The following is a 22,274-nucleotide window of genomic DNA, read 5'->3' as shown; positions in this document are numbered from 1 at the left end:
GTGCAGTCTTCAGGCGAATACCACTTCAATTCGGCCCTCTTTCCTTGAGCGGGGGGCTGACTTGATAACGATCTGCACATCTCGCCCGAGTAATAACAGGCAGTCCATCATCTTGGACTCGCTGATGCCACGAAACTTTCCTCGCAGCATTTCCGAAAGCTTAGGCTGTGTCAGCCCTAGAATTTCGGCCGCTTGAACTTGGGTCAAATGCCGGGCCTTGATGATCTCGCCAATCTTCGCCGCCAACTGGGATTTGACCTGCATTTCACTGGCTTCGGGTGTCCCGAGGTCTTCGTAAACGTTGCCGCTGCTTTTTTCAATTTCAATCATTCTTCGATCCTTTTGCGTGAGCCTGCGCTGCCTGGAGTCTCGTTCTGATTAATTCGACGTCGCTCTGCGCCGTTTTAATTCCCGAAGATGACTTTTTTTGAAAGCAGTGCAGAACGTAGATGGCATTGCCAAATCTCACCGTGTAGACCGCCCGATAGGTGTTTGTATGGTAATCCTCGATCATCTCAAGAACACCGGCGCCTACAAAGCCCTTAAGGGGTTTAGCATCCGGATGTTTGGCACCTCGCTGTGCCAGATCCAGTGCGTGACCGAAAACATCTTGAACATCGGCAGGCATCTGCATCAGGTCTTTTTTGCTATTGCCTACCCACAGGAGCGACTTCCTTGTGCTCATATAAAAATATACCTATATTGGGATATTCGTCAATCCATGATCGCTCACTCAACCATCGCATAATCCGCCCGACCCACTGGATTGGGCGTCGACCCGCGCACATTCATACCCCGACCCGGCGCGAAACCCGGGAAGAACGCCAACCCTTCCGACTCAAACCGATAGGCCAACGCCAGCCGCGTGACATCCAGCACCGGCTGCTGATTCTCGAATCGTTGAATGGCCTCCACCGACACCCCGGACTCTCGGGACAACTCTTCGATACTCCAATCCAGCATGGCCCGGGCCTGGGCGCAGTGGGCTGGGGTGAATTGGAAAAGGGCGATGCGTTCCAGGGTGATTTTGATCGCTTGAGAGGCCATGATGTTCTCCGGGCTCGAGAGTGCTGTTTTTGATCTACTGTGTTTTTGTACAGTGGTTTTGTGCCCGGATCAAATTCATTTTTCGTTTTTTACACTTTCGGCTCATTCGGCCAGACGAACGGCGGACACCCCGAGAAGCAACAGAACCCGCAAAGATTATTGCTTCCCGATCGCCCCTGCGGAGCGCCAGCCTCGACAAGACTGATTACTTCTCAGCCAGCCCCGGCGCTTCCCGAATAATGAAGTGGTCCAGGTTCTCGATGTTCGCAGTGAAAACCCCGAACGTCTGCTCGGGGTTTTTCTTGCTCGGTACCTGCTTCAATTCCGGCGTCACCCCGTAGAAAAAACAAAACAGCTCTTTATCGCTGTCGATCGCGTGCTTGATCTCTTGCAGAAATACTTTGCGCTTGCGGTAGTTCTCGATCAATTTCTTGCTCAGGTAAACGTTGACCGAATAGGGCTTCTTCTTTGCCTCGTCCGCTTGCTTGAACCAGACCTTCTGTTCGAAATCGATGCGAAAGCTCTGGGTGTAATCCTTGATCTCCTTGATCTTGCCCCAGTAGATCAAGCCCTGATTGTCCTGCAGGTATTCGACCTTCTTGAAGAACGAGCCATAAGGCGCGGTGTGCTCGCCAATCTTGAGCGGTGTGCGCTTGAGCAGTTCCTTGTCGCCGAAGTTAGAGACAAAACACTCCACCGGGTGCGCGAAGACCGTGGTCTTGTCCGGTGCCGAATCGTTGGTTGGGTGTTCGCCATGGTCAGCGGCCGAAGGTGCTTTCGCAGCGTCGCGCACTGCATCCGGAGCCAACGCCGGGCTCGGCGGTTTACGCACGTACTGCCGCCGAGTGAGTAACAGCTCGGATGGGAAATGTTCCTCCCGACTGTCATCTCCTTCCACCCCGTCTACCCCTGGCGCCGCCGACTTGAGACTGACGTAAGGGCAATCTGCGACATGGCGGGTGCCGGGTGTGTTCTTGAAATGCGGGGTGCGAACGTAGTTCACGTTTTTGGCGTTGAACGTCGTCAACACATTCGCCGCATCAAATGCCGCCCGGCAAGCGTCGTTCGGGCACTGGAAGTGTTCCTTGGCGGAATCGAACGCAATCGTCTCGTCGAAATTCAAATCGCGCACGTCATAGATCGACAGCTTGGTGTCGAGGCTGAGGCAGTAGGCGAGGTCGAATTTCATGGTGGGCTCAGGTCCTTGCAGGCGAGCTTGCTCGCAATGGTTGCTAACGATAACGCATAACACCTGACACCTTGCGGCGTTCTCGGCTTTCGTCGCAACCCTGCCCACCGGTGTTCAACCCTGGCGGATATCCACCAACCGGGGTTTGGCAATCGACAGGTAATCCTGCGTATCGAGCACCATTGATGCATCCAGCCGACCGGCGTTGAAGGCGATTTCGCCGTAGCCCGTGGTCAGGGACGGGTCGACGATCAACTGAATCCGCTCATCGAAGGTAAACGGAGGGATGGCGCCGATCCTGCACCCGGTCAGTTGCATGGCCGTTTGCGCGTTGACCAGCTCGGCTTTTTTTCCGCCCAGGGCCGCGCCGACTTTCTTCATATCGAGCCTCTGGTCCCCTGGCAGTATCACCAAGGCATAGGGTTCGGCCTGACCCTTTAGCGCGCAGAGCATGGCTTTGGCGCCTTGGCCGGGTTCGGTGCCACGCAGTTCGGCGACCCGCGCCGACTGCCCCTCGGCATCGTGCATCAACACCCGATAGGTGGCGGCGTGGGCATCGAGTAGCGCCACCAGGCGATCAAACATGTTCTGCATGGGCTTTCCTCAGATTTTCAGCAACAGGTCGTAGGACAGTTTGCTGATCAGCATCACCAGCAACACCAGAAACAGCGCCCGGACAAAAGGCACGCCTTTACGCACCGCCAGCCAGGTGCCGGTCAACGCGCCCAGGATGTTGAAGGCCGCCATGGGGAGGGCGATCAGGTACAGCACGTTACCTGTCGGGATGAAGAACATCAGCGCCGCCACGTTGGTCGCGATGTTCACCAGCTTGGCCGACGCCGAGGCGTGCAGGAAATCGAAGGCGAAGCAGCGGATAAACAGGAAGATCAGAAAGGAACCGGTGCCGGGGCCGAACAGCCCGTCGTAGAAACCGATGGCACCGCCGATGACGACCGCCAGCCACTTCTGCCGGACACCGATGTGCGCGGGGGCGTGCAGGGCGCCGAAATCCTTTTTGCAGAAGGTGTATATCGCCATCACCACGATCAATACCAGCACCATCGGGCGCATCACCGACTGGGGCACGAACGATACCGTGGCCGCGCCGAAGAAGGCCATGACAAAGGCCGCGCAGGCGGCTGGAATCACCAGACCCCAGTTGATCACTACCTTGCGCACGAAGGACCTGGCCGCGAACGCGGTCCCGAACGCGGCCGCGACCTTGTTGGTCCCCAGCAGCGCTGCCGGTGGGGCGGCAGGCAGCACGTTGAACAACGCGGGAATCTGGATCAGACCGCCGCCGCCCACCGCCGCATCAATCAGGCCGGCGGCGAAGGCGAACACACAAAGAACGACAATATCGACCATTAACATCAGGCTCTTGCGATGAAGGGTTGTTGGGGGTTCAGCGCCAGCACACGGGCCGGGTCGTTGACCCCGAAAACGCGCAGCAGCCAGCGGTCGCGTCCGTCGTAGCGTGGGGTAAAACCTTCCCTGGCATGCAGGGTTTGCTGGTTCTTGAAGATCAGCATGTCCCCCGCTTGCAGCAGGACGGGGCGTACGACATCGGGGTGATTGGCGGCGGCTTCGAACAGCTGCAGGGCCAGGTTCGCGATGGCGCCGGTGGCGGTGACACTGGCTTTGTTGTAACGGCAAAACAGCTCGCCGGTTGCGCTTTTGTACAGCAGGGGCACCTGTTCCAGCACATTGCCTGGCTTGCCGAAGGACACCGGTCGGCGAATGTCGAACTGCGGTTGTGACAAGGCTGTTTCAACCCAGGCGGGTAACATGGCCAGCACGTCGCTAATGGCAACGATACGGGTCGGCACATCCAGCTCGCAGCGCAGACCGGTCAGGCACAGGTACTCCGGACAGGCCGACAACGCTGAGACCGGTTCGCAGGTCAAGGGCAGGTGCGGGTTGTCGACGTGCATGCACAGGTCCATGCGCGACCCGTAAGAGCTCTTTTCGGCTTCACACTGTTGCTTGGGCGACACGTGGCGGAACACCGTGTCGTCGTTTTCACCTTCGTAGGCCACCGGATGGGTTTGCAGGGTCTGCAGCACCGCCAGGATCGCGCCGGCCACTACCGGCAGTTGCTCAATACCCGGCGCCATGTCGTAGGGGGTGGCGGGCAGGTGTGAGTCCAGGGGCAGCCCCCTGACGATCATTGCCTCCTCGGGGGCCTTGGGAAAGTTACGCAAGCGCTCGATTTTTTCACTGCAAAGGACGCTCTCAAGCAACTGCCCCAAGGCTGGCATGTGACGGATACCGGAGAGGCTGTCGGTCACGGCCAGGGAGGCCAGGCCGGCGCGAAGCGCTTGCTGCTCCTGGAACGAGATATGAATCTGCGGTATCGCCTGTCGGGTTGAACTCGCTGAGTGACTGGGCCGCCAGTCACGAATCTGTTCCCCCAAAGAGGTCGTTGATGCCCCGATTATTTTTTCCATCTTTGTCATGTCCGTTTGCTCCTGTGTGCCTACATCCCTGTACGTTGAGCGCGAAGGTTAACGGACCGGCCTTTTTTGTGTTGCAATGCCACGTTGCGATAACTGCAACGAGGTGATCAATGGCTCTGGATCAGCTGTGGGCGCTCGAAGCCTTCGTGACCGTAGCGCGCAAGCGCAGCTTCATCGCGGCGGCACGCGTGCTGGGGCGCTCCCCCAGTGCGGTGACCCGCGCCGTTCAAGGCCTGGAGGAAGGTGCCGGGGCCAAGTTGTTTAATCGCTCCTCCAGCGCCGTAAGCCTGACCGAGGCGGGTGAACGCTTGCTGCCCCATGCCTGCAAAATGCTGGATGTGCAACGTGAGGCGGATGAAGACCTGGCCGGTCTCAGCGGCATGGCGAGCGGCTGGGTGCGTTTTTCCGCCCCGGAGTTCCTCGGCCACGGCGTTTTGCCGCAATTGATCGCGCAGTACGCCGAGCGTTACCCGGACGTGAACGTCGACGTGATCTTTACCGATGAGACCCTCGACCCGGCCAGGAGCAAGCTGGACTTCTCGATTCGCGGCGCGTTTGCGCAATCCAGTGACCTGATCGGCTATCCACTCTGGCGTTACTCGCGTCATCTGTACGCCAGCCCCGGCTACCTGCAGCGGTGCGGCACGCCTGAGACCATTGACGGGCTGGAAGCCCACGCGCTGATCCTGCACACGGCACCGCGCATCCTCAAGGAATGGAATTTTCGCAGTGAGCAGCAGGCCATCAGCCTTCGGGTCCACCCACGGTTTCGTTTCAGCTCGGGCGTGGCGGTGTTCCAGGCCGCCCTGGCGGGCATCGGCATCGCCCGCCTGGCGGACTGGCTGGCGGAGCCCGAAGTGCAAGCGGGGCGCCTGCGCCGGGTCTGCCCCGAGTACCGGCTCACCTCCAGCAACGGTGACAACCCGCAGATGCACGCGGTATACCCGGCCGGGAACTTGCCACTGCGGGTGAAGGCGCTACTGGAGGTGATTCGAGCCTTTGGTGACAGTCTTGAGCGCAAGCATTTACCTTAAGCCGCGAACCTTTTGATTGAGCACAATCAGGCCCTGAGGGCCGGGAAACCTACCGGGTGTCATCCTGCTGACCGTGCTGGACGATGTTCGTTGGTTGGCACGCACTGCCCGGCAGATTCCTCCAACAGATTGCGATTGTCGTTCGCAGAGGAAACAATGCAACGGCCAATTCGGCAACGCGTCTCAAGGAGGATTCATCGCAATGAAGCACGGCTGGCTTTACTTCAACACCATATCCCTGGTGTCATCCATCTTAACAATCACTGCTTACTTCGTGCCTGACGGTGCATCAGGAGTGCTCGCACTACTGTCCCGTGATGTTCCGTTATGGGTGCTTTTCATGGTGCTGGCGGCGGTCTCGATCATTTTGAGCCTGGTGTTCCGACTGAACAGGAAAGATGAGAAGCACCTGTATCAACAATTACTCGATCGGAATGAAATCTTAACTCTTGAGCGGGATCGGCAGGCTGCGGATTGTCAAACTGCTCAGCAGTTGCTCGTGAAATACCAAGGACAGGGGCATCTGGCGGAACGTCTTGACGATTACACAAGGCTCGAAAATCAGATTTTGAGTCACCTCAAAGGGGGATTGTCAAAAAGTGGCGAACAGCTCGCGGAGTTGACCGGTCGTGATCTGAATGACGTCATGCTCGCTTTACACGCTTTGGGTGAGCGCGTGGTCGGCGGAATAGGTTCTTATCGGCTTCGCTGATTGGATTGATAGATCAATGCAAATGGCTGAAGAGCAGCCACAAGCCTGTGCCGAACCTTCTCACATGCCACCCCGTACGCCCTCGCAGATTTATGTCTCTGCCCTGCGCAGAGAGGTGAAGCAGGAGGTTCGGGTGTTGGAAAGACAGATTCAGCAAGGCTGACTTTTCGGCCGACTCATTGTCGACCGCCGCATTCAACTGTTTTCCGGAACCAATCTGACTTCAACCCGGTGACCCAGCGCACGTGCGGCGCTCGCCAAAGTCGCGAGCGTCATCCCAGCATCATTCTGATCCAGCGCACGATCCACAGCGGTACGACTGGTGTGCATTCGCAGGGCCAGCGTCTTTTTGCTGACTTTCTGAGAGGCCATCGCTTGGGCAATCTGCCAGGCGATGACGCGCTTGAGGGCAGCGGCGGAGACCTCTTCGAGCATCCCTTGTTCTGCGAGGAAATCGTCAAAATTGGAGCCGATAGGATCGGTCATGGTGTTGTTGCTCCTCATAATCTTGCTTTACGAAGTCTCGCGGTATTCATATCGGCGGCCGGCATTTTCTGACTTTTTTTGATGAACCCATGAAGCAGAACCATTTCGCTGCCTACGACGGTGAATATGACACGAGCTATAGTGTCTGACAGCTCCGAACGTACCTCCCAAAGCCCGGCCCGGCATCAAGCTTACGAACAACCGGCATTCCTATAGGCCAACCTATTTGAACCGTTTTGATATCCGTGCCGACGATTCGTCTGGAGTCCCTATCAAGGTCAGCTAGCCATTCTCGAACAGGCTCGTTACCGGCCTCTGTGCGAAAAAAGCGCACGGATAATACGAGGGGGATTCCATTCATATGTTGAGGGTACCAAAAAAGGTGCATGGCGCAAGCCGTTGGGCAATCACATGAGAGCTTGATAGTTCATCAAACGGCCGCTTATTTCACGACCTGATCAGATACAAGAAATGTCCGTATTCGGAAGTCTGGGCAGACGCGTTCATAAACGCTTGCGCCGTCCTGTTCGGGGTCTGGTAGGGCATTCAGACCGCAGATGATTGCTGCATGGGCAGGAGGCGAGGGTATTCATGGCGGGCTCGGTTCCATTGTAGGAGCGAGCTAGCTCGCGAAAAGCTTAAGAACGCCACTGGGTAACTGGTTTGCGCGTGATAGTTCACGACGCTTGCTTGATCAGTTCACTGAGTAGCCTACTCAGGGCAACGTCGTAGTCAGAACCTTGAGACGCCATTTTTGACAGACGGTCTGCTCGACGCCTTGCCTTTGGAGAAGCATCGACTTGGGCTGCCATTACCTAATGCTATTGAGGTGCATATGAGTGAACTTGTGCAAGTAAACATGCACGAAGCGAAATCCCAACTATCTCAACTCGCCGAACGTGCATGGCATGGCGACAAGATTGTGGTTACCAAGGCAGGCAAGCCTTATGTGGATCTGCTGCCTCATATCGATACACCTCGGGCGCGTAAGCCTGGGCGGTTGAAGGGGAAAATTCGAATGTCTGCCGATTTCGATAAGACCCCTGAGGACATCATTGATGGATTTGAGGGCAGCCTATGAGGCGCTTGTTGCTGGATACCCACGTGTTTCTTTGGTGGCTGTCCGACGATCCGGCACTGGGCACTGATATTGCCAACCCTGTGGCAGCCCCCTGTGCGGGAGGGCTTGCGCGAAAGGGGCAGTGAATAAACCTACCCCTTAACCGGCGCTTTATCTGTCGGTCTGCGGCCCTTGGCAGCAACAATTTTGTATTCGCCGGCGTCGGCCTCTTTCGCTGGTCGTGCTATCCGGCCGTCATTGCGAAGGCGGTTGTAAATTGAGGTTTTCTTGACCGTGGGGCGAGCGGTTTCGGCAGGCACTGCCTTTCCCGGGGCTGCGGACACGAAAGCACCCGGTTCCATCGCAAACCGCTCTGCCAACGCGTACGCCATCTTGTGACTGATGGGCCGATCCCCACTGAGTACCTTGGAGACTGCCGTTTTGTCACCAATTTCAGGCAGGTCCGAACCGGTGAGCCCGAGCGTCTCCATCAGATCCTTGATCAGCTGCACAGGGGTGCACGTCGCCTCAAAAGCGGCAGTCGATTCGCGAAACTGGTCGGAGTCGCGCTGGTAGGCCAGAATTTCGTCTTCGAGCTCAATGAGGATTTTCTCCTCGATCTTGCTCAATTCGCGCCCGTCGGTGAGCTCATCGAGCAGGTCGGTCGCACGCTCATAGTCAGCGGGGGTCTTGATGCCGTGCACAAATTCACCGCGCAGGCGCTCCAGCGTCGCGTGCAGCTCGCCAAGCGTTGCGATCACGGTTTGAAAGTCGTTCCGGGCTGCGCTCATCGTTTTACCCCTTTGTTTCTTGCATACCAGACGTTGGCAACGTCGTAATCGGCATGCGTGTAGATGTGTTTGACGTAGAACTTCTGCCGGGTGACTTCTGACACGTCATTGTTGGATTCAAGCGCAGCCCATGAGGTTCGTAAAATTTCGGCCCGAACCCCTGTGGGAGCGGGCTCGCGAAACGCCCTGCGTTTTTTCGCAAACCTTGTGTGAATGGCGGCTTCACCCATCCCGACAGAATCGCTTACGATCATCCAGAACGGAATGAACACACTGCCCTAAAGGACGCGCCCCCATGCAAATACCCCTTCCTCAAATCAATCAACGCCTGAACAACCGCCGCTTCACCGTAGCCGGCAACACCCACGGACTCTCCGGCACTGGCACGGTGTTTCATTACCAGGTTGAGGGCGATGCCATTTCAAGCACCTACCAAGGTGGCCGAATTCGCATGGGCCACCAGGTTGGCCGCGTGACCGGTGTCGATACCATCGAGTTGCTTTATCACTGCATCACCACCGAGGGCGAAATCCTGGCCGGTTGGTCCCGTGGAACGGTGGGCGTTGATGAGGCGGGGCGGACTACGCTGGCGTTTGTTTGGGGGTGGTTGTCGGGGGCGAGTGGCGGTGGGGAGTCGAGTTATGTTGAGATTTTGGAGTAGCGGGGTGACCGAGCAATCACTACCGGCTCCAAAGAGTCCAAGCAGTTGCGAGCGGTGCTGCTCGGTATGATTATAGCGTACGGATGATGTACGGATGCTCCTTGACATGGTGAGTATTGTACGGCTATGGTCCGTACCGTAAGGCTAGATATGTCCCGCCTACTGAACCTAAAACTGAACCACTAAGGGACTTACCATGAAGCTTAAAACGGTAAAGGTGCGCAAGCGCCTCTAGGATAACCACCTAAAAGGGAAAACCACTGACTACACAAAAGGCATTCTCATGACTGAATTACTAGAACTACTTAAAGCGCCAAAAACTGCAAGGCTTGAAATCAAGACCACGGATATCGCGAAAGAAACTATCCGAAAAGCAGCACTGCTATCTGGCTTAGACATGACGTCTTTCATAATGTCTTCCGCTTTTGAACGTGCTGAAGCTGTACTTGAAAACCACAGAAGGATTGAGGTTTCGGAAAAAACCTTCGCTCGACTACAAGAAGTACTCAATGAGGACAAAAGCGCCAAGCCTACCAAGGCTTTGATAAATCTGATGAGAGGGACTCATGGGAACTTCAGAGACCGTAACGTGTGAAATCGACTGCAATTTGTTAGCAACTTTTGAGCAGTACAACTTCCCTAAAGACTTCGACTGCGGGCTACCGCTAATCAACGAATATTTCAATAGTCGGCTGCGTCGGGCCTTGAAAAGCGAAAACGTTAAAGGCGTCGGCGCAATTGTCGGCCACGATCTCTTGGGGTTTTGCACCCTAACCGTCAGTGAAATCACGCGGGAGAAGGCGAAGGCTGGGCTTTCCAAGGCGACGAATCTAACGAAACAGATTCCCGTCGTACGGCTCGTCATGCTTGGCGTAGATAAGAAGCTTCAGAAGTGTGGGGTAGGCCTCGCCCTGATGCGAAACGCTTTGATGGAAACCGCACGACTGCATATGCAGATACCCATTAAAGGCTTGTATCTGGATGCAGCCCCTGGTGCTGTAAAATTCTACAGCCGGCTTGGCTTTAAAGTTTTGGGTGACCCTGATGAACATCAGAGCACACCAATGCTGCTGGGTATCTGCGTAATCATGGAGGCATATAATGATTGCCTGGAGAACGCTGACTAGCTCTAGCAGAGTCTGCCTATGTCGTTATCAATGAAACTTTGTATGCAGAGTCACATTGATAACGAATGGCCTGCTAAACCTAGCTAACCCATCTGTCAATACCTGTCAGTTCGCGATCATTCCCGCACCAGTCGTTTCAGCCTCGTGTAAAGCGCCAAGGTAAAAGCTTCCCTGTCGTTCGAATGATGACAGCGTCGATGGCAATTCGGGCAAAGTGCGACGGCATTGCTCGTCCGATCCGAACCTTTCTGCGCCAAATGCTTAACGTGATGGACTTCTAGAAACGGCGTTCCGTCTTTCTCAAACGGTGCAGGCTTACCGCAGCCCTCACAGATACCTTTAGCTTCCTGCCGAACCCAAGCCCTGACCTCGGGATCACGAATGTAAGCGGCTCTGCTGGACACAGTTTGCTTGGGTTTCAAGATACCTTTTGGTGCCTTCTCGAACGTCTTCTGCTCAAGGGCTATGGCACGACGCTCAAGAGTGTCTTCGTCGGCAGACGGTTCAAAGACGTCAGTGACAAGTGCTTCGCGAATGCCCTGTTCGACATTGGCGCCTACATTCGTCGCAGGTTTGTATCCCACTATCCAATCGCGTCCCATTCGTTGCAAGACGGTGGAGATGTTGCGCATCCGGAACTCGACGGAACCTTCGGTGCGATCTGCCAATGCACCCTGACGAAGCAAGCGATTCTCTAGAGCTTTATTGAATTTTTGCCCTTTCTGCTCAAGTGTAAGCATCGTCAGATAGGCACCGACTGATGCCTTTATCTCGGCCTCGCTCCAATCTTCGTTCTTCTTTCCAATGTCCATACAATCGCCGAGGGTTGAAAACCCTCGGACGATACTGAGTGGCCATCACGGCTGTCTACGAAAATTCCTACAGAGAATACCTACGCGTCGCTCAATCTGTCCTACAACGACGCCACCGCAATAACCCACCGATTGTTTCTAAGACTGAAACACCTCTACAACCCTCCGCCACAACGGCTTAACCACCGGTATCCGCCGCCGCGTGCGATTGAGCAGCAGATAAGGCATGTCGCGCAATCGAATCCAGCTTTCGTCCTGCCAATGCAGGAGACTGAGCGACATTCCAGGCCCTTTCATCAAGCTCATTGTTGGCCGGTCCAGGTTTTTCGCCCCCCCTGCATCACGCAGCGCCGGCACCACCTGATGAGTTAACCATTCACGCAACAACCGATTCTCGGGCGCGTAGTGATAAACCAACAACGCATACGCGCCGGACTCACTGATCATCAGCCGTTCCTCCGGCTGGCCGTAGTATTCGATCAGCAACCTTTGCCTCTGATCCTCATCCAGTTTGCTCACGATCCGATCACTCAAATGGAAGCCCATTAAACGACCCAAATCGCGAGCGCAGAACCACGGCTGGTTTTCCAGGAGGAGGGTGTGGAGTGAGAGGCTGCGGCGAGAGAAGACAGTTACAGAATAGGGATCAGTCATTATCTGAGCCCCCATTGCAAGATGGGAAGAAGGTGTATTCCGGCATATCCATGACCTCTACGTGAATTCAGGCGGGCCAAACCCAACGTAGAGTGGAAGAAAATCCCAACGAGCAGAGCCATTGCACATCTGCACCACAATCACCAAAGTGAATTGCGTGTCTGACGTATTGGCTGCGCTTCTATGTTGGGCGTTTCTTAGGCACCTGGGCAAAGCATATGGATGTTTTCAATAGGTATCAATGCGGGAGAGGCTGAGAGATTTGTAGGAGGTTTCCGTTGCGGCGTAAGATTCTGCACAAATAAAAAAGCCCCGATCAAGTCAGGGCTTTTTTCGTTCGATTTAACGATTAAATAACCATCGTTCAATCGGGACTAGCCAAGAAATCAATCCCAGCTCAACGCCCCACCAGTCTGATACTCAATAACCCGAGTCTCAAAGAAATTCTTCTCTTTCTTCAAGTCCATGATCTCGCTCATCCAAGGGAACGGGTTAGTCGTCCCTGGGTACTCTTCCTTCAAACCGATCTGCGACAGACGACGGTTAGCGATGAACTTGAGGTAGTCCTCCATCATCGCCGCGTTCATGCCCAACACGCCGCGAGGCATGGTGTCACGGGCGTATTCGATTTCCAGCTGAGTGCCCTGCAGAATCATCTGCGAAGCTTCTTCCTTCATCTCGGCATCCCACAGGTGCGGGTTTTCGATTTTGATCTGGTTGATCACGTCGATGCCGAAGTTCAGGTGCATGGATTCGTCGCGCAGGATGTACTGGAACTGCTCGGCGACGCCGGTCATCTTGTTGCGACGGCCCATGGAGAGGATCTGGGTGAAGCCGCAGTAGAAGAAGATGCCTTCCAGAACGCAGTAGTAGGCGATCAGGTTGCGCAGCAGCTCTTTGTCGGTTTCGACGGTGCCGGTTTCGAACTTTGGATCGGAGATCGAACGGGTGTATTTGAGGCCCCAGGTGGCTTTTTTCGCGACCGATGGGATCTCGTGGTACATGTTGAAGATCTCGCCTTCATCCATGGCCAGGGATTCGATGCAGTACTGGTAGGCGTGGGTGTGGATCGCCTCTTCGAACGCCTGGCGCAGGATGTACTGGCGGCATTCCGGGTTGGTGATCAGGCGGTACACGGCCAGCACCAGGTTGTTGGCAACCAGGGAGTCGGCGGTGGAGAAGAAGCCCAGGTTGCGCATCACGATGCGGCGCTCGTCGTCGGTCAGGCCTTCCGGGTCTTTCCAGAGGGCGATGTCGGCGGTCATGTTGACTTCTTGCGGCATCCAGTGGTTTGCGCAACCGTCCAGGTACTTCTGCCAGGCCCAGTCGTACTTGAAAGGTACGAGCTGGTTGAGGTCGGCGCGGCAGTTGATCATGCGCTTTTCGTCAACGGCGACGCGGGCAGAGGCGCCTTCGAGTTCGGCCAGGCCTTCGGCGACGTCGAGGTTGTCCAGGGCAGCCTTGGCGCGAGCGATGGCGGCGGAGTCGGACGCGGTTACAGCGCGAGCTTCTTGAGCCGCAACACCACCGGCGGTGTCGAGGCGGTCCATGTTGGCTTCAGTCGCGTGGCCGGCATTGGCGCCTTTAACCACGGTCTCGCCGCTGTCTTCTTTGTCGAATTCGTCCCAGCTCAGCATGACGTGTCGTCTCCTGCGTGAGGGCCAGATGCCCGTGTGAAAACTGAAAGGTTGGTTTTTCACACGACCGTTCTGGCCGCGTTGGATAGCGTTTTTTGCAGCGGTACACGCAGGCAAATAAACATAATTTTGTACGGGGTTCCGAGAGCCTCTGACGGGCGCCGGAATCGATGACGACTTCGGCGTGGGCTTCAGACTGGCTGTCATCCCTGTAAGGGGATATTGCAGGCCCGTTTAAGCCGGCATTATAGGGAAATTTTTGCGGCCGTGGTGGGGCGAATCCGCACATGCGGCGGTGAAGAAGAGGGGATTTTCGGTCGGAGCGAGGGTTTACAGGGCTTTGGCTGGATATCGCGGGTGAAGATTTTTTTTGATTAATTTTTCCGGGCCGTTTGATTTGTACAAAAAACAGCCAAAAAAGCGCTTTTTTACTACATGTTGTGTTTTGAGCGGGTTTTCGATGGCCCCAGACACAACTAAGCCCGGCCGAAGTCGGGCTGTAAAGTCACGCGATGTGATCAGCTGAAGCGCGCTGCGCCGACGTGATCGGAACCGTCTGCGGCGACTTTGGCGGCGCCGGTGCGATCAAAACCGTCGGAGGCCAGTTTGCCAGCACCGACGTGATCGGCACCATCAGCGGCGAAGGACGCGGAACCGGTGTGGTCGTAGCCGTCGGAGGCGACTGCGGCTTCGGTGGTGAAAGCTGCCGAGCCGGTGCGATCGTAACCATCGGCGGCGAAGGTGTTGGCGGCCAGGACGGAGAGGGTCAGGGCGAGGATCAGTTGGGTTTTCATGGTGGTTGCTCCAGGTTCGTTGGCGTTTTGTGCCTTGGGTGTGGAATCAATACTACGCCAGATAATTTGATTAAAAAGTGCAAATAAGCGCTTAAAATAATCTAATAAATCGATGTATTAGGCTCGGCGCTGCATCTGTCTGATTGAGACGGGTCGAGCCGTTTATAAAGAGTCGGGCGGGTGTTTAGCCGTTGGAGCAGCCGTTACCCATGATGCTGTAGCGCAGGATGTGTCGTTGGCCGTGGGAATCGTCGTATTCCATTTTCATCGGCACCACTTCACAGACGTTGGGGATTTCGCTCATGGACACGACTTTGGCGATGTCCAGATGGGTGGAGTAAGTGTATTCCTCAACTACCGGTTGTTGCTGTGCGACATCAGTCGGGACCTCGTCTGCCATGGCGGTTGCGCACAGGCTGGAGAGGGCCAGAACTAATAAAGCTTTCATCTCAGTTTTACCTTTTAGAGGTCGAGTGGGGTCACGCAACCTTTAGGGGGTTGCGTGTGGAACTTGATTGCCGGGGTTTTGATTAACTGCCTTCGTGGGGGCTGCAACTTGGTTAATCAGGGTTGCCTTGTTGGCGAGAGGGATTTTAGGCGTGGGGGGTGGATTCATATAGGTGGGGTTTTGATAAACACTTTTGACAGATTTCGTAACAATCACGCAATGGTCTGGTGTATGCGATCCCGGTTGGAGCTGGCGAAGGCTGCGATCTTTTGATCCTGGCGACCTTTTAAGATCAAAAGATCGCAGCCTTCGGCAGCTCCTACAGGGGGCGTAGATACCCGGCGGAGCGGGGGAAAGGGATTGTCAGGGCAATTTGTAGGGGCTTGTTACTACCATCGTCGAATGGTTCTATAGGGCCGCCCCGGGCTACAACAGGGCCATACAAAAACAACTATTCCACCGAGGTAAGAAAGATGAGTGCGGCTTCCCTGTATCCCGTTCGTCCCGAGGTAGCGGCCAACACGCTGACCGACGAGGCAACCTACAAAGCCATGTACCAGCAGTCGGTCGTCAACCCGGACGGCTTCTGGCGCGAGCAAGCCAAGCGCCTCGACTGGATCAAGCCTTTCACCACGGTGAAGCAGACTTCCTTCGACGATCACCACGTCGACATCAAGTGGTTCGCCGATGGCACCCTGAACGTTTCCTACAACTGCCTGGACCGCCACCTGGCCGAGCGCGGCGATCAGATCGCGATCATCTGGGAAGGCGATGACCCTGCCGAAAGCCGCAACATCACCTACCGTGAATTGCACGAAGAAGTCTGCAAGTTCGCCAACGCCTTGCGCGGCCAGGATGTGCATCGCGGGGACGTGGTGACTATCTATATGCCGATGATCCCCGAAGCCGTGGTCGCCATGCTGGCGTGCACCCGGATCGGCGCAATTCACTCGGTGGTGTTCGGTGGTTTTTCGCCGGAAGCCCTGGCGGGTCGGATCATCGATTGCAAATCCAAGGTGGTGATCACCGCTGACGAAGGCATTCGTGCCGGCAAGAAGATCCCGCTCAAGTCCAACGTCGATGACGCGCTCACCAATCCGGAGACCAGCAGCATTCAGAAGGTCATCGTGTGCAAGCGCACCGGTGGCAACATCAAGTGGAACCAGCATCGCGACATCTGGTACGAAGACCTGATGAAAGTGGCGGGCAGCGTCTGCGCGCCGAAAGAGATGGGCGCTGAAGAAGCGCTGTTCATCCTCTACACCTCCGGTTCCACCGGCAAGCCTAAAGGCGTGCAGCACACCACTGGCGGTTACCTGCTGTATGCGGCCATGACCCACGAGCGCGTGTTCGACTACCGCCCGGGTGAAATCTACTGGTGCACCGCCGACGTCGGTTGGGTCACCGGCCACACTTATATCGTCTATGGCCCGCTGGCCAATGGCGCGACTACCGTGCTGTTCGAAGGCGTGCCGAACTACCCGGACATCACCCGGGTGGCGAAGATCGTCGACAAGCACAAGGTCAACATTCTCTACACCGCGCCAACGGCGATCCGCGCGATGATGGCGGCGGGTAACGCGGCAGTTGAAGGCGCTGACGGCAGCAGCCTGCGCCTGCTGGGTTCGGTGGGTGAGCCGATCAACCCGGAAGCCTGGGATTGGTACTACAAGAAGGTCGGCCAGTCGCGCTGCCCGATCGTCGACACCTGGTGGCAGACCGAAACCGGCGGCAACATGATGAGCCCGCTGCCGGGTGCGCATGGCTTGAAGCCTGGTTCGGCAGCTCGTCCGTTCTTCGGCGTGGTGCCGGCACTGGTGGACAATCTGGGTAATATTCTGGAAGGCGCGGTTGAGGGCAACCTGGTGATTCTGGATTCGTGGCCAGGCCAGGCGCGCACGCTGTATGGCGACCATGACCGTTTTGTCGACACCTACTTCAAGACCTTCCGTGGCATGTACTTCACCGGTGACGGTGCCCGTCGTGACGAGGATGGTTACTACTGGATCACCGGTCGCGTGGATGACGTGCTGAACGTGTCCGGTCACCGCATGGGCACCGCCGAGATCGAGAGCGCGATGGTTGCTCACCCTAAAGTCGCCGAGGCGGCCGTGGTGGGAGTGCCGCACGACATCAAGGGCCAGGGCATTTATGTGTATGTGACCTTGATCGGCGGCGAAGAGCCGAGCGAGCAGCTGCGCCTGGAGTTGAAGAACTGGGTGCGTAAAGAGATCGGGCCGATTGCTTCACCGGATGTGATCCAGTGGGCGCCGGGGCTGCCGAAGACGCGTTCGGGCAAGATCATGCGGCGGATTCTGCGCAAGATTGCGACCGCTGAGTACGATGGGTTGGGGGATATCTCCACCCTGGCGGATCCGGGTGTGGTGCAGCATTTGATTGATACGCACAAGACGATGAATGTGGCTTAATCGCCTTCTCTGAGTCAGTAAAACCCCATCCGGTGTTGTGCCGGATGGGTTTTTTTTGTCTGGGGTTTTTGTGGGGGCTGTTCGGGCCTCATCGCTAGCAGGCTAGCTCCCACAAGGATCTCCAGTGGATTCAAAATCTGAGTCCAGCGCATGTCCCCCTGTGGGAGCTAGCCTGCTAGCGATGGCGATCAGTCAGACGCTAAACGAACATCAGCCAATAATTATCGGCATCCCCTGTCATCCTTTTCCCACTGTTACCGGCTATCGTTCAAGTAACTTAATGTGTAACCGCCCGCCCCGATCCGGGGCATAGGGAAACGCAAAGCCCCATCCTTGGGCGTCTGCAGCCTGTCTAAAAAATAAGTCCCCACGCTACGCTTGCCGGATTAGAAGGCTTTGCCAATAATAGGCCCGCAATTTGCAGCATAGATCGGTTAACTTTCTTTTGCTCTTGCATGAAATTGCAGGGCTGTCAACGTGCCAAAACGGCATTCTCGGTGCTTCTGTAATTTGTTGTCGCATTGAAGAAATATCGGCTTCGGGCCTGTCGTTAGAATGCCGATCACTCGCTCGTCGTTGCGTGCGTTGAAAACAACGCGTGTTACGTAGGACGCAGCAATCGCTTTCCGGTTTTACTCACTCGCATGTTGGGCTGTCGCTCACTCTGCCTTTTAGCCCTATACCGATGGAGTACCAAGATGAAGAAACTCGTGCTGCTTGGCGCCCTGGCACTGTCCGTGCTGTCGCTGCCTACCTTCGCTGACGAAAAGCCGGTGAAGATCGGTATCGAAGCGGCTTACCCTCCGTTCGCCTCCAAGTCGCCGGATGGCAGCATCGTGGGTTTTGACTACGACATCGGCAACGCCCTGTGCGAAGAGATGAAGGTCAAGTGCGTTTGGGTTGAGCAAGAGTTCGACGGCCTGATCCCGGCACTCAAGGTGCGCAAGATCGACGCGATCCTGTCGTCCATGTCGATCACCGAAGACCGCAAGAAGTCCGTGGACTTCACCAACAAGTACTACAACACCCCTGCGCGCCTGGTCATGAAGGCCGGCACTCAGGTCAGCGACGGCCTGACCGAGCTCAAGGGCAAGAACATCGGCGTGCAACGTGGTTCGATCCACGAGCGTTTCGCCCGTGAAGTGCTGGCCCCGCTGGGTGCCGAGATCAAGCCGTACGGTTCGCAGAACGAAATCTACCTCGACGTGGCCGCAGGCCGTCTCGACGGTACCGTGGCTGACGCCACCCTGCTGGACGACGGTTTCCTGAAAACCGACGCCGGCAAAGGTTTTGCGTTCGTGGGCCCGGCTTTCACTGACGTTAAATACTTCGGTGACGGCGTCGGTATCGCAGTGCGCAAGGGTGACGCGTTGAAAGACAAGATCAACGCCGCGATCACTGCCATCCGCGACAATGGCAAGTACAAGCAAATCCAGGACAAGTACTTCGCCTTCGATATCTACGGCAAGTAACAACGTCCCGGCGACAAGTCCGAAATGGCGCAAGCAACAGGATCTCTGAGGTTTGCGCCATTTTTTCATCCCAACTTTCGAGGACCTGAATCATGTTGAAAGGCTACGGGGCTGTCATCCTCGATGGCGCATGGCTGACGCTTCAGCTCGCCTTGTCGTCCATGGCCCTGGCCATCGTTCTGGGGCTGATCGGCGTTGCATTGCGTCTGTCGCCGGTGCGCTGGCTTGCGTGGCTGGGCGATCTGTATTCCACGGTGATCCGCGGTATTCCCGACCTGGTACTGATCCTGCTGATTTTCTACGGCGGCCAGGACCTGCTCAACCGCGTGGCACCGATGCTCGGTTATGACGACTACATCGACCTGAACCCGTTGGCGGCCGGTATCGGCACCCTGGGCTTCATCTTCGGTGCGTACCTGTCGGAAACCTTCCGTGGCGCCTTCATGGCGATCCCCAAGGGTCAGGCAGAGGCGGGCATGGCGTACGGCATGAGCAGTTTTCAGGTGTTCTTCCGGGTGTTGGTCCCGCAGATGATTCGCCTGGCGATTCCGGGGTTCACCAACAACTGGCTGGTACTGACCAAGGCCACCGCGCTGATTTCGGTGGTGGGTCTGCAAGACATGATGTTCAAGGCCAAGCAGGCGGCAGATGCCACCCGCGAGCCTTTCACCTTCTTCCTCGCAGTGGCGGCAATGTACCTGGTGATCACCAGCGTCTCGTTGCTGATACTGCGTCAACTTGAGAAGCGCTACTCGGTAGGCGTAAGGGCGGCTGATCTATGATCTTCGACTACAACGTCATCTGGGAGGCCTTGCCGCTGTACCTCGGCGGCCTGCTGACCACCCTGAAACTGCTTGGCCTGTCGCTGTTTTTCGGCCTGCTGTGTGCGCTGCCCCTGGGCCTGATGCGCGTCTCGAAGAACGCGGTGGTGAACATGAGCGCCTGGCTCTACACCTACGTGATCCGCGGCACGCCGATGCTGGTGCAGCTGTTCCTGATCTACTACGGCCTGGCGCAGTTCGAGGCCGTACGCGAAAGCTTCCTGTGGCCGTGGCTGTCCAGTGCCACCTTCTGTGCGTGCCTGGCGTTTGCGATCAACACCAGCGCCTACACCGCAGAAATCATCGCCGGCAGCCTGCGCGCCACGCCGAACGGCGAGATCGAAGCGGCCAAGGCCATGGGCATGTCGCGCTACAAGATGTACAAGCGCATCCTGCTGCCGTCGGCCTTGCGCCGGGCGTTGCCGCAGTACAGCAACGAAGTGATCATGATGCTGCAGACCACCAGCCTGGCCTCCATCGTGACCCTGATCGACATCACCGGTGCCGCGCGTACCGTGAACGCCCAGTATTACCTGCCGTTCGAGGCGTACATCACCGCCGGCGTGTTCTACCTGTGCCTGACGTTCATCCTGGTGCGCCTGTTCAAAATGGCCGAGCGCCGCTGGCTGGGCTATCTGGCCCCGCGGAAGCATTGATATGGAACGCATCGACCACCCATTGCCGTGGAGTCACCTGGGCTGCGAACGCCAGATTTCGGTGTTCCGCTTCGGTAGAGGTGAGCGCAAGGCCTACATCCAGGCCAGCCTGCACGCCGACGAACTGCCGGGTATGCGCACGGCTTGGGAACTGAAAAAGCGTCTGACTGAACTCGAAGCCCAAGGCTTGCTCAACGGCGTGATTGAACTGGTGCCGGTGGCTAACCCACTGGGGCTTGGGCAGTTGCTTCAGGGCAGTCATCAAGGGCGCTTTGAAGCCGGCAGCGGCAAGAATTTCAACCGCGATTTCGTCGAGTTGAGTGCGCCGGTGGCCGCTGCTGTGCAAGGCCGCCTGGGCGACGATGCCCACGCCAACATTCGGCTGATTCGCCAGGCCATGAGCGATGCGCTCGACGCATTGCCGCCGGCTTCGAGCCAGTTGCAAGGCATGCAGCGCGTGCTGCTCAGCCATGCCTGCACCGCCGATGTGGTGCTGGACCTGCATTGCGATGCGGAAGCGGCGTTGCACATGTACGCACTGCCGCAACACTGGCCTCAGTGGCGTTCGCTCGCCGCGCACCTGGATGTGAAGGTGGGTTTGCTGGCGGAGGATTCCGGCGGCAGTTCCTTCGACGAGGCCTGCTCGCTCCCGTGGTTGCGCCTGTCGCGGCTGTTTCCCGAGGCGCCGATTCCATTGGCGTGCCTGGCGACGACCATCGAGCTTGGTGGTCAGGCTGATACCGGTCGCGGGGAAGCGCAAGCGTATGCCGAAGGCATCCTCGCGTTCCTGGCCGAGCAGGGCCTGTTCAGCGGTGAGTGGCCCAAGGCTGGCCGGGATGCCTGCGAAGGCATGCCGTTCGAAGGCACTGAATTGCTGTTCGCGCCGCACCCGGGGGTGATCAGCTTTTTGCGCAAGCCCGGCGAGTGGGTCGAGGCCGGTGACGAGATTTTCGAAGTGATCGATCCGCTGGCGGATCGGGTCAGCACGGTGTGTGCTGGTACGTCCGGGGTGCTGTTTGCCATTGAACGGCTGCGTTATGCCCAACCCGGTTTCTGGCTGGCCAAGGTGGCGGGGCGCGAAGCGCTGCGTCACGGGCGCTTGCTCAACGACTGACTGACTGTTTTTGTGAGAACCGACCGCATGTACAAACTTGAAGTCCAAGACCTGCATAAACGCTATGGCAGTCACGAAGTGCTCAAGGGTGTGTCCCTGAAAGCGGCGGCTGGCGATGTGATCAGCATCATCGGCTCCAGTGGCTCCGGCAAAAGTACTTTCCTGCGTTGCATCAACCTGCTCGAGCAGCCGCACGCGGGCCGTATCCTGCTCAACAACGAAGAGCTCAAGTTGGTGGCGAACAAGGACGGCGCCATGAAAGCCGCCGATCCGAAGCAGCTGCAGCGCATGCGTTCGCGCCTGTCGATGGTGTTCCAGCATTTCAACCTGTGGTCGCACATGACTGCGCTGGAAAACATCATGGAAGCGCCCGTGCACGTGCTGGGCATGTCCAAGGCTGAAGCCCGCGAGAAGGCCGAGCACTACCTGAACAAGGTGGGCGTGGCCCATCGCAAGGACGCCTACCCGGGCCACATGTCCGGCGGCGAACAACAGCGCGTTGCGATTGCCCGTGCGCTGGCGATGGAGCCGGAAGTGATGCTGTTCGACGAACCGACTTCGGCCCTCGACCCGGAACTGGTGGGCGACGTGCTCAAAGTCATGCAGGCCCTGGCGCTGGAAGGCCGGACCATGGTGGTGGTGACCCACGAAATGGGCTTCGCCCGCGAGGTGTCGAACCAGTTGGTGTTCCTGCACAAGGGCATCGTTGAAGAAAGCGGCAATCCGCGCGAAGTACTGGTCAACCCACAGTCCGAGCGCCTGCAACAATTCCTCTCGGGTAGCCTGAAGTAATCAGGACTGCCGTTGTGCACCTGGATGGTGCATGCTTCGCACCCTGAAGCTGGCCGCGATCCCCCTGTAGGAGCTGCCG

27 protein-coding genes and 1 pseudogene are annotated in these 22,274 nt (G+C 57.0%); 12 read left to right on the top strand and 16 right to left on the bottom strand.

Going from position 1 to position 22,274, the window contains the following annotated elements:
* Nucleotides 1-9: 9 nt before the first annotated feature.
* The 7 genes from AAEZ05_RS24740 to AAEZ05_RS24710 form a co-directional block, all read right to left on the bottom strand.
* Nucleotides 10-330 carry a helix-turn-helix domain-containing protein gene (locus AAEZ05_RS24740; RefSeq protein ID WP_350649318.1) on the bottom strand — a complete coding sequence of 107 codons (321 nt, stop codon included), beginning with the start codon at nucleotides 328-330 and terminating at the stop codon, nucleotides 10-12.
* Entirely contained in the window at nucleotides 323-685 is a 363-nt protein-coding gene (locus AAEZ05_RS24735) for a type II toxin-antitoxin system RelE/ParE family toxin (RefSeq protein WP_350649316.1), read from the bottom strand. The genes AAEZ05_RS24740 and AAEZ05_RS24735 overlap by 8 nt, the downstream gene beginning before the upstream one ends.
* A 44-nt stretch (nucleotides 686-729) precedes the next feature.
* A complete protein-coding gene (locus AAEZ05_RS24730; RefSeq protein WP_045060746.1) occupies nucleotides 730-1,047 on the bottom strand; it encodes a helix-turn-helix domain-containing protein in 318 nt (105 codons plus the stop codon).
* A gap of 205 nt (nucleotides 1,048-1,252) precedes the next feature.
* Nucleotides 1,253-2,236 (bottom strand): hypothetical protein, encoded by a 984-nt coding sequence (locus AAEZ05_RS24725; RefSeq protein WP_350649314.1) that lies wholly within the window; start codon nucleotides 2,234-2,236, stop codon nucleotides 1,253-1,255.
* Nucleotides 2,237-2,350: 114 nt separating this feature from the next.
* Nucleotides 2,351-2,830, bottom strand: coding sequence for a YbaK/prolyl-tRNA synthetase associated domain-containing protein (locus tag AAEZ05_RS24720; protein ID WP_082069214.1), 480 nt, complete (start codon nucleotides 2,828-2,830; stop codon nucleotides 2,351-2,353).
* A 9-nt stretch (nucleotides 2,831-2,839) separates the two neighbouring features.
* Nucleotides 2,840-3,604 (bottom strand): sulfite exporter TauE/SafE family protein, encoded by a 765-nt coding sequence (locus AAEZ05_RS24715; protein WP_045060748.1) that lies wholly within the window; start codon nucleotides 3,602-3,604, stop codon nucleotides 2,840-2,842.
* Between the two features lie 5 nt (nucleotides 3,605-3,609).
* Nucleotides 3,610-4,695, bottom strand: a complete 1,086-nt coding sequence (locus AAEZ05_RS24710) for a TauD/TfdA family dioxygenase (protein WP_350649312.1) — start codon at nucleotides 4,693-4,695, stop codon at nucleotides 3,610-3,612.
* A gap of 110 nt (nucleotides 4,696-4,805) precedes the next feature.
* On the opposite strand from AAEZ05_RS24710, the gene AAEZ05_RS24705 reads away from it, so the two are divergent.
* Entirely contained in the window at nucleotides 4,806-5,729 is a 924-nt protein-coding gene (locus AAEZ05_RS24705) for a LysR family transcriptional regulator (RefSeq protein WP_350649310.1), read from the top strand.
* A 202-nt stretch (nucleotides 5,730-5,931) separates the two neighbouring features.
* On the top strand, nucleotides 5,932-6,441 hold the full coding sequence (locus AAEZ05_RS24700) for a hypothetical protein (RefSeq protein ID WP_045060751.1): 510 nt from the start codon (nucleotides 5,932-5,934) through the stop codon (nucleotides 6,439-6,441).
* Nucleotides 6,442-6,636: 195 nt separating this feature from the next.
* Here AAEZ05_RS24700 and AAEZ05_RS24695 read toward each other — a convergent pair whose 3' ends face one another.
* Together AAEZ05_RS24695 and AAEZ05_RS24690 are read right to left on the bottom strand one after the other, a co-directional pair.
* Nucleotides 6,637-6,927 (bottom strand): XRE family transcriptional regulator, encoded by a 291-nt coding sequence (locus AAEZ05_RS24695; RefSeq protein ID WP_045060752.1) that lies wholly within the window; start codon nucleotides 6,925-6,927, stop codon nucleotides 6,637-6,639.
* Nucleotides 6,928-6,941: 14 nt separating this feature from the next.
* Nucleotides 6,942-7,288 (bottom strand): annotated as a pseudogene (locus AAEZ05_RS24690) (type II toxin-antitoxin system RelE/ParE family toxin).
* Between the two features lie 474 nt (nucleotides 7,289-7,762).
* Between AAEZ05_RS24690 and AAEZ05_RS24685 the strand changes: the two are divergent.
* Nucleotides 7,763-8,008, top strand: coding sequence for a type II toxin-antitoxin system Phd/YefM family antitoxin (locus AAEZ05_RS24685; protein WP_045060753.1), 246 nt, complete (start codon nucleotides 7,763-7,765; stop codon nucleotides 8,006-8,008).
* 131 nt (nucleotides 8,009-8,139) lie between these two features.
* Here AAEZ05_RS24685 and AAEZ05_RS24680 read toward each other — a convergent pair whose 3' ends face one another.
* Together AAEZ05_RS24680 and AAEZ05_RS24675 are read right to left on the bottom strand one after the other, a co-directional pair.
* Nucleotides 8,140-8,778 carry a helix-turn-helix domain-containing protein gene (locus AAEZ05_RS24680; protein WP_350649308.1) on the bottom strand — a complete coding sequence of 213 codons (639 nt, stop codon included), beginning with the start codon at nucleotides 8,776-8,778 and terminating at the stop codon, nucleotides 8,140-8,142.
* Nucleotides 8,775-9,008 (bottom strand): hypothetical protein, encoded by a 234-nt coding sequence (locus AAEZ05_RS24675; RefSeq protein WP_045057824.1) that lies wholly within the window; start codon nucleotides 9,006-9,008, stop codon nucleotides 8,775-8,777. Before AAEZ05_RS24675 ends, AAEZ05_RS24680 begins: the two co-directional genes overlap by 4 nt.
* Before the next feature lie 65 nt (nucleotides 9,009-9,073).
* On the opposite strand from AAEZ05_RS24675, the gene AAEZ05_RS24670 reads away from it, so the two are divergent.
* From AAEZ05_RS24670 to AAEZ05_RS24660, 3 genes are all read left to right on the top strand, one after another.
* Nucleotides 9,074-9,439 carry an avidin-fold protein gene (locus AAEZ05_RS24670; protein WP_350649305.1) on the top strand — a complete coding sequence of 122 codons (366 nt, stop codon included), beginning with the start codon at nucleotides 9,074-9,076 and terminating at the stop codon, nucleotides 9,437-9,439.
* A 283-nt stretch (nucleotides 9,440-9,722) separates the two neighbouring features.
* Nucleotides 9,723-10,034 (top strand): type II toxin-antitoxin system TacA family antitoxin, encoded by a 312-nt coding sequence (locus AAEZ05_RS24665; RefSeq protein ID WP_045057826.1) that lies wholly within the window; start codon nucleotides 9,723-9,725, stop codon nucleotides 10,032-10,034.
* Nucleotides 10,006-10,566, top strand: a complete 561-nt coding sequence (locus tag AAEZ05_RS24660; RefSeq protein WP_350649303.1) for a GNAT family N-acetyltransferase — start codon at nucleotides 10,006-10,008, stop codon at nucleotides 10,564-10,566. Before AAEZ05_RS24665 ends, AAEZ05_RS24660 begins: the two co-directional genes overlap by 29 nt.
* Nucleotides 10,567-10,682: 116 nt before the next feature.
* Here AAEZ05_RS24660 and AAEZ05_RS24655 read toward each other — a convergent pair whose 3' ends face one another.
* From AAEZ05_RS24655 to AAEZ05_RS24635, 5 genes are all read right to left on the bottom strand, one after another.
* The gene (locus AAEZ05_RS24655) at nucleotides 10,683-11,378 is read right to left on the bottom strand and encodes an HNH endonuclease (RefSeq protein WP_045057828.1); all 696 of its coding nucleotides are present in this window, start codon (nucleotides 11,376-11,378) and stop codon (nucleotides 10,683-10,685) included.
* Nucleotides 11,379-11,516: 138 nt separating this feature from the next.
* A complete protein-coding gene (locus AAEZ05_RS24650; RefSeq protein ID WP_045057833.1) occupies nucleotides 11,517-12,032 on the bottom strand; it encodes a BRO-N domain-containing protein in 516 nt (171 codons plus the stop codon).
* 386 nt (nucleotides 12,033-12,418) lie between these two features.
* Nucleotides 12,419-13,669: a ribonucleotide-diphosphate reductase subunit beta gene (locus tag AAEZ05_RS24645; RefSeq protein ID WP_045057829.1), complete on the bottom strand. Its 1,251-nt coding sequence runs from the start codon at nucleotides 13,667-13,669 to the stop codon at nucleotides 12,419-12,421.
* 518 nt (nucleotides 13,670-14,187) lie between these two features.
* Nucleotides 14,188-14,463: a hypothetical protein gene (locus AAEZ05_RS24640; protein WP_045057830.1), complete on the bottom strand. Its 276-nt coding sequence runs from the start codon at nucleotides 14,461-14,463 to the stop codon at nucleotides 14,188-14,190.
* A gap of 184 nt (nucleotides 14,464-14,647) precedes the next feature.
* Nucleotides 14,648-14,911: a DUF2790 domain-containing protein gene (locus AAEZ05_RS24635; RefSeq protein WP_045057831.1), complete on the bottom strand. Its 264-nt coding sequence runs from the start codon at nucleotides 14,909-14,911 to the stop codon at nucleotides 14,648-14,650.
* Between the two features lie 473 nt (nucleotides 14,912-15,384).
* On the opposite strand from AAEZ05_RS24635, the gene acs reads away from it, so the two are divergent.
* The 6 genes from acs to AAEZ05_RS24605 all read left to right on the top strand — a co-directional run bounded on the left by acs (nucleotide 15,385) and on the right by AAEZ05_RS24605 (nucleotide 22,195).
* Complete coding sequence (gene acs, locus AAEZ05_RS24630; protein ID WP_205892650.1) at nucleotides 15,385-17,340, top strand: acetate--CoA ligase; 1,956 nt, start codon at nucleotides 15,385-15,387, stop codon at nucleotides 17,338-17,340.
* A 698-nt stretch (nucleotides 17,341-18,038) separates the two neighbouring features.
* A complete protein-coding gene (gene aotJ / locus AAEZ05_RS24625) occupies nucleotides 18,039-18,812 on the top strand; it encodes an L-arginine-binding protein AotJ (RefSeq protein ID WP_045057457.1) in 774 nt (257 codons plus the stop codon).
* Nucleotides 18,813-18,904: 92 nt separating this feature from the next.
* On the top strand, nucleotides 18,905-19,594 hold the full coding sequence (locus tag AAEZ05_RS24620) for an ABC transporter permease (RefSeq protein WP_045057456.1): 690 nt from the start codon (nucleotides 18,905-18,907) through the stop codon (nucleotides 19,592-19,594).
* Nucleotides 19,591-20,289: an ABC transporter permease gene (locus AAEZ05_RS24615; RefSeq protein WP_045057455.1), complete on the top strand. Its 699-nt coding sequence runs from the start codon at nucleotides 19,591-19,593 to the stop codon at nucleotides 20,287-20,289. The genes AAEZ05_RS24620 and AAEZ05_RS24615 overlap by 4 nt, the downstream gene beginning before the upstream one ends.
* Nucleotide 20,290: 1 nt before the next feature.
* Nucleotides 20,291-21,403 (top strand): M14 family metallopeptidase, encoded by a 1,113-nt coding sequence (locus AAEZ05_RS24610; RefSeq protein ID WP_350649301.1) that lies wholly within the window; start codon nucleotides 20,291-20,293, stop codon nucleotides 21,401-21,403.
* A 27-nt stretch (nucleotides 21,404-21,430) separates the two neighbouring features.
* Entirely contained in the window at nucleotides 21,431-22,195 is a 765-nt protein-coding gene (locus tag AAEZ05_RS24605; RefSeq protein ID WP_045057453.1) for an ABC transporter ATP-binding protein, read from the top strand.
* The last annotated feature ends 79 nt before the right edge of the window (nucleotides 22,196-22,274 follow it).

The organism is Pseudomonas sp. HY13-MNA-CIBAN-0226, from assembly GCF_040310305.1.
Lineage (GTDB): Bacteria > Pseudomonadota > Gammaproteobacteria > Pseudomonadales > Pseudomonadaceae > Aquipseudomonas > Aquipseudomonas gregormendelii.
The sequence above is the reverse complement of the archived record's forward strand: the minus strand, read 5'-3'. Positions and strand labels throughout refer to the sequence as shown.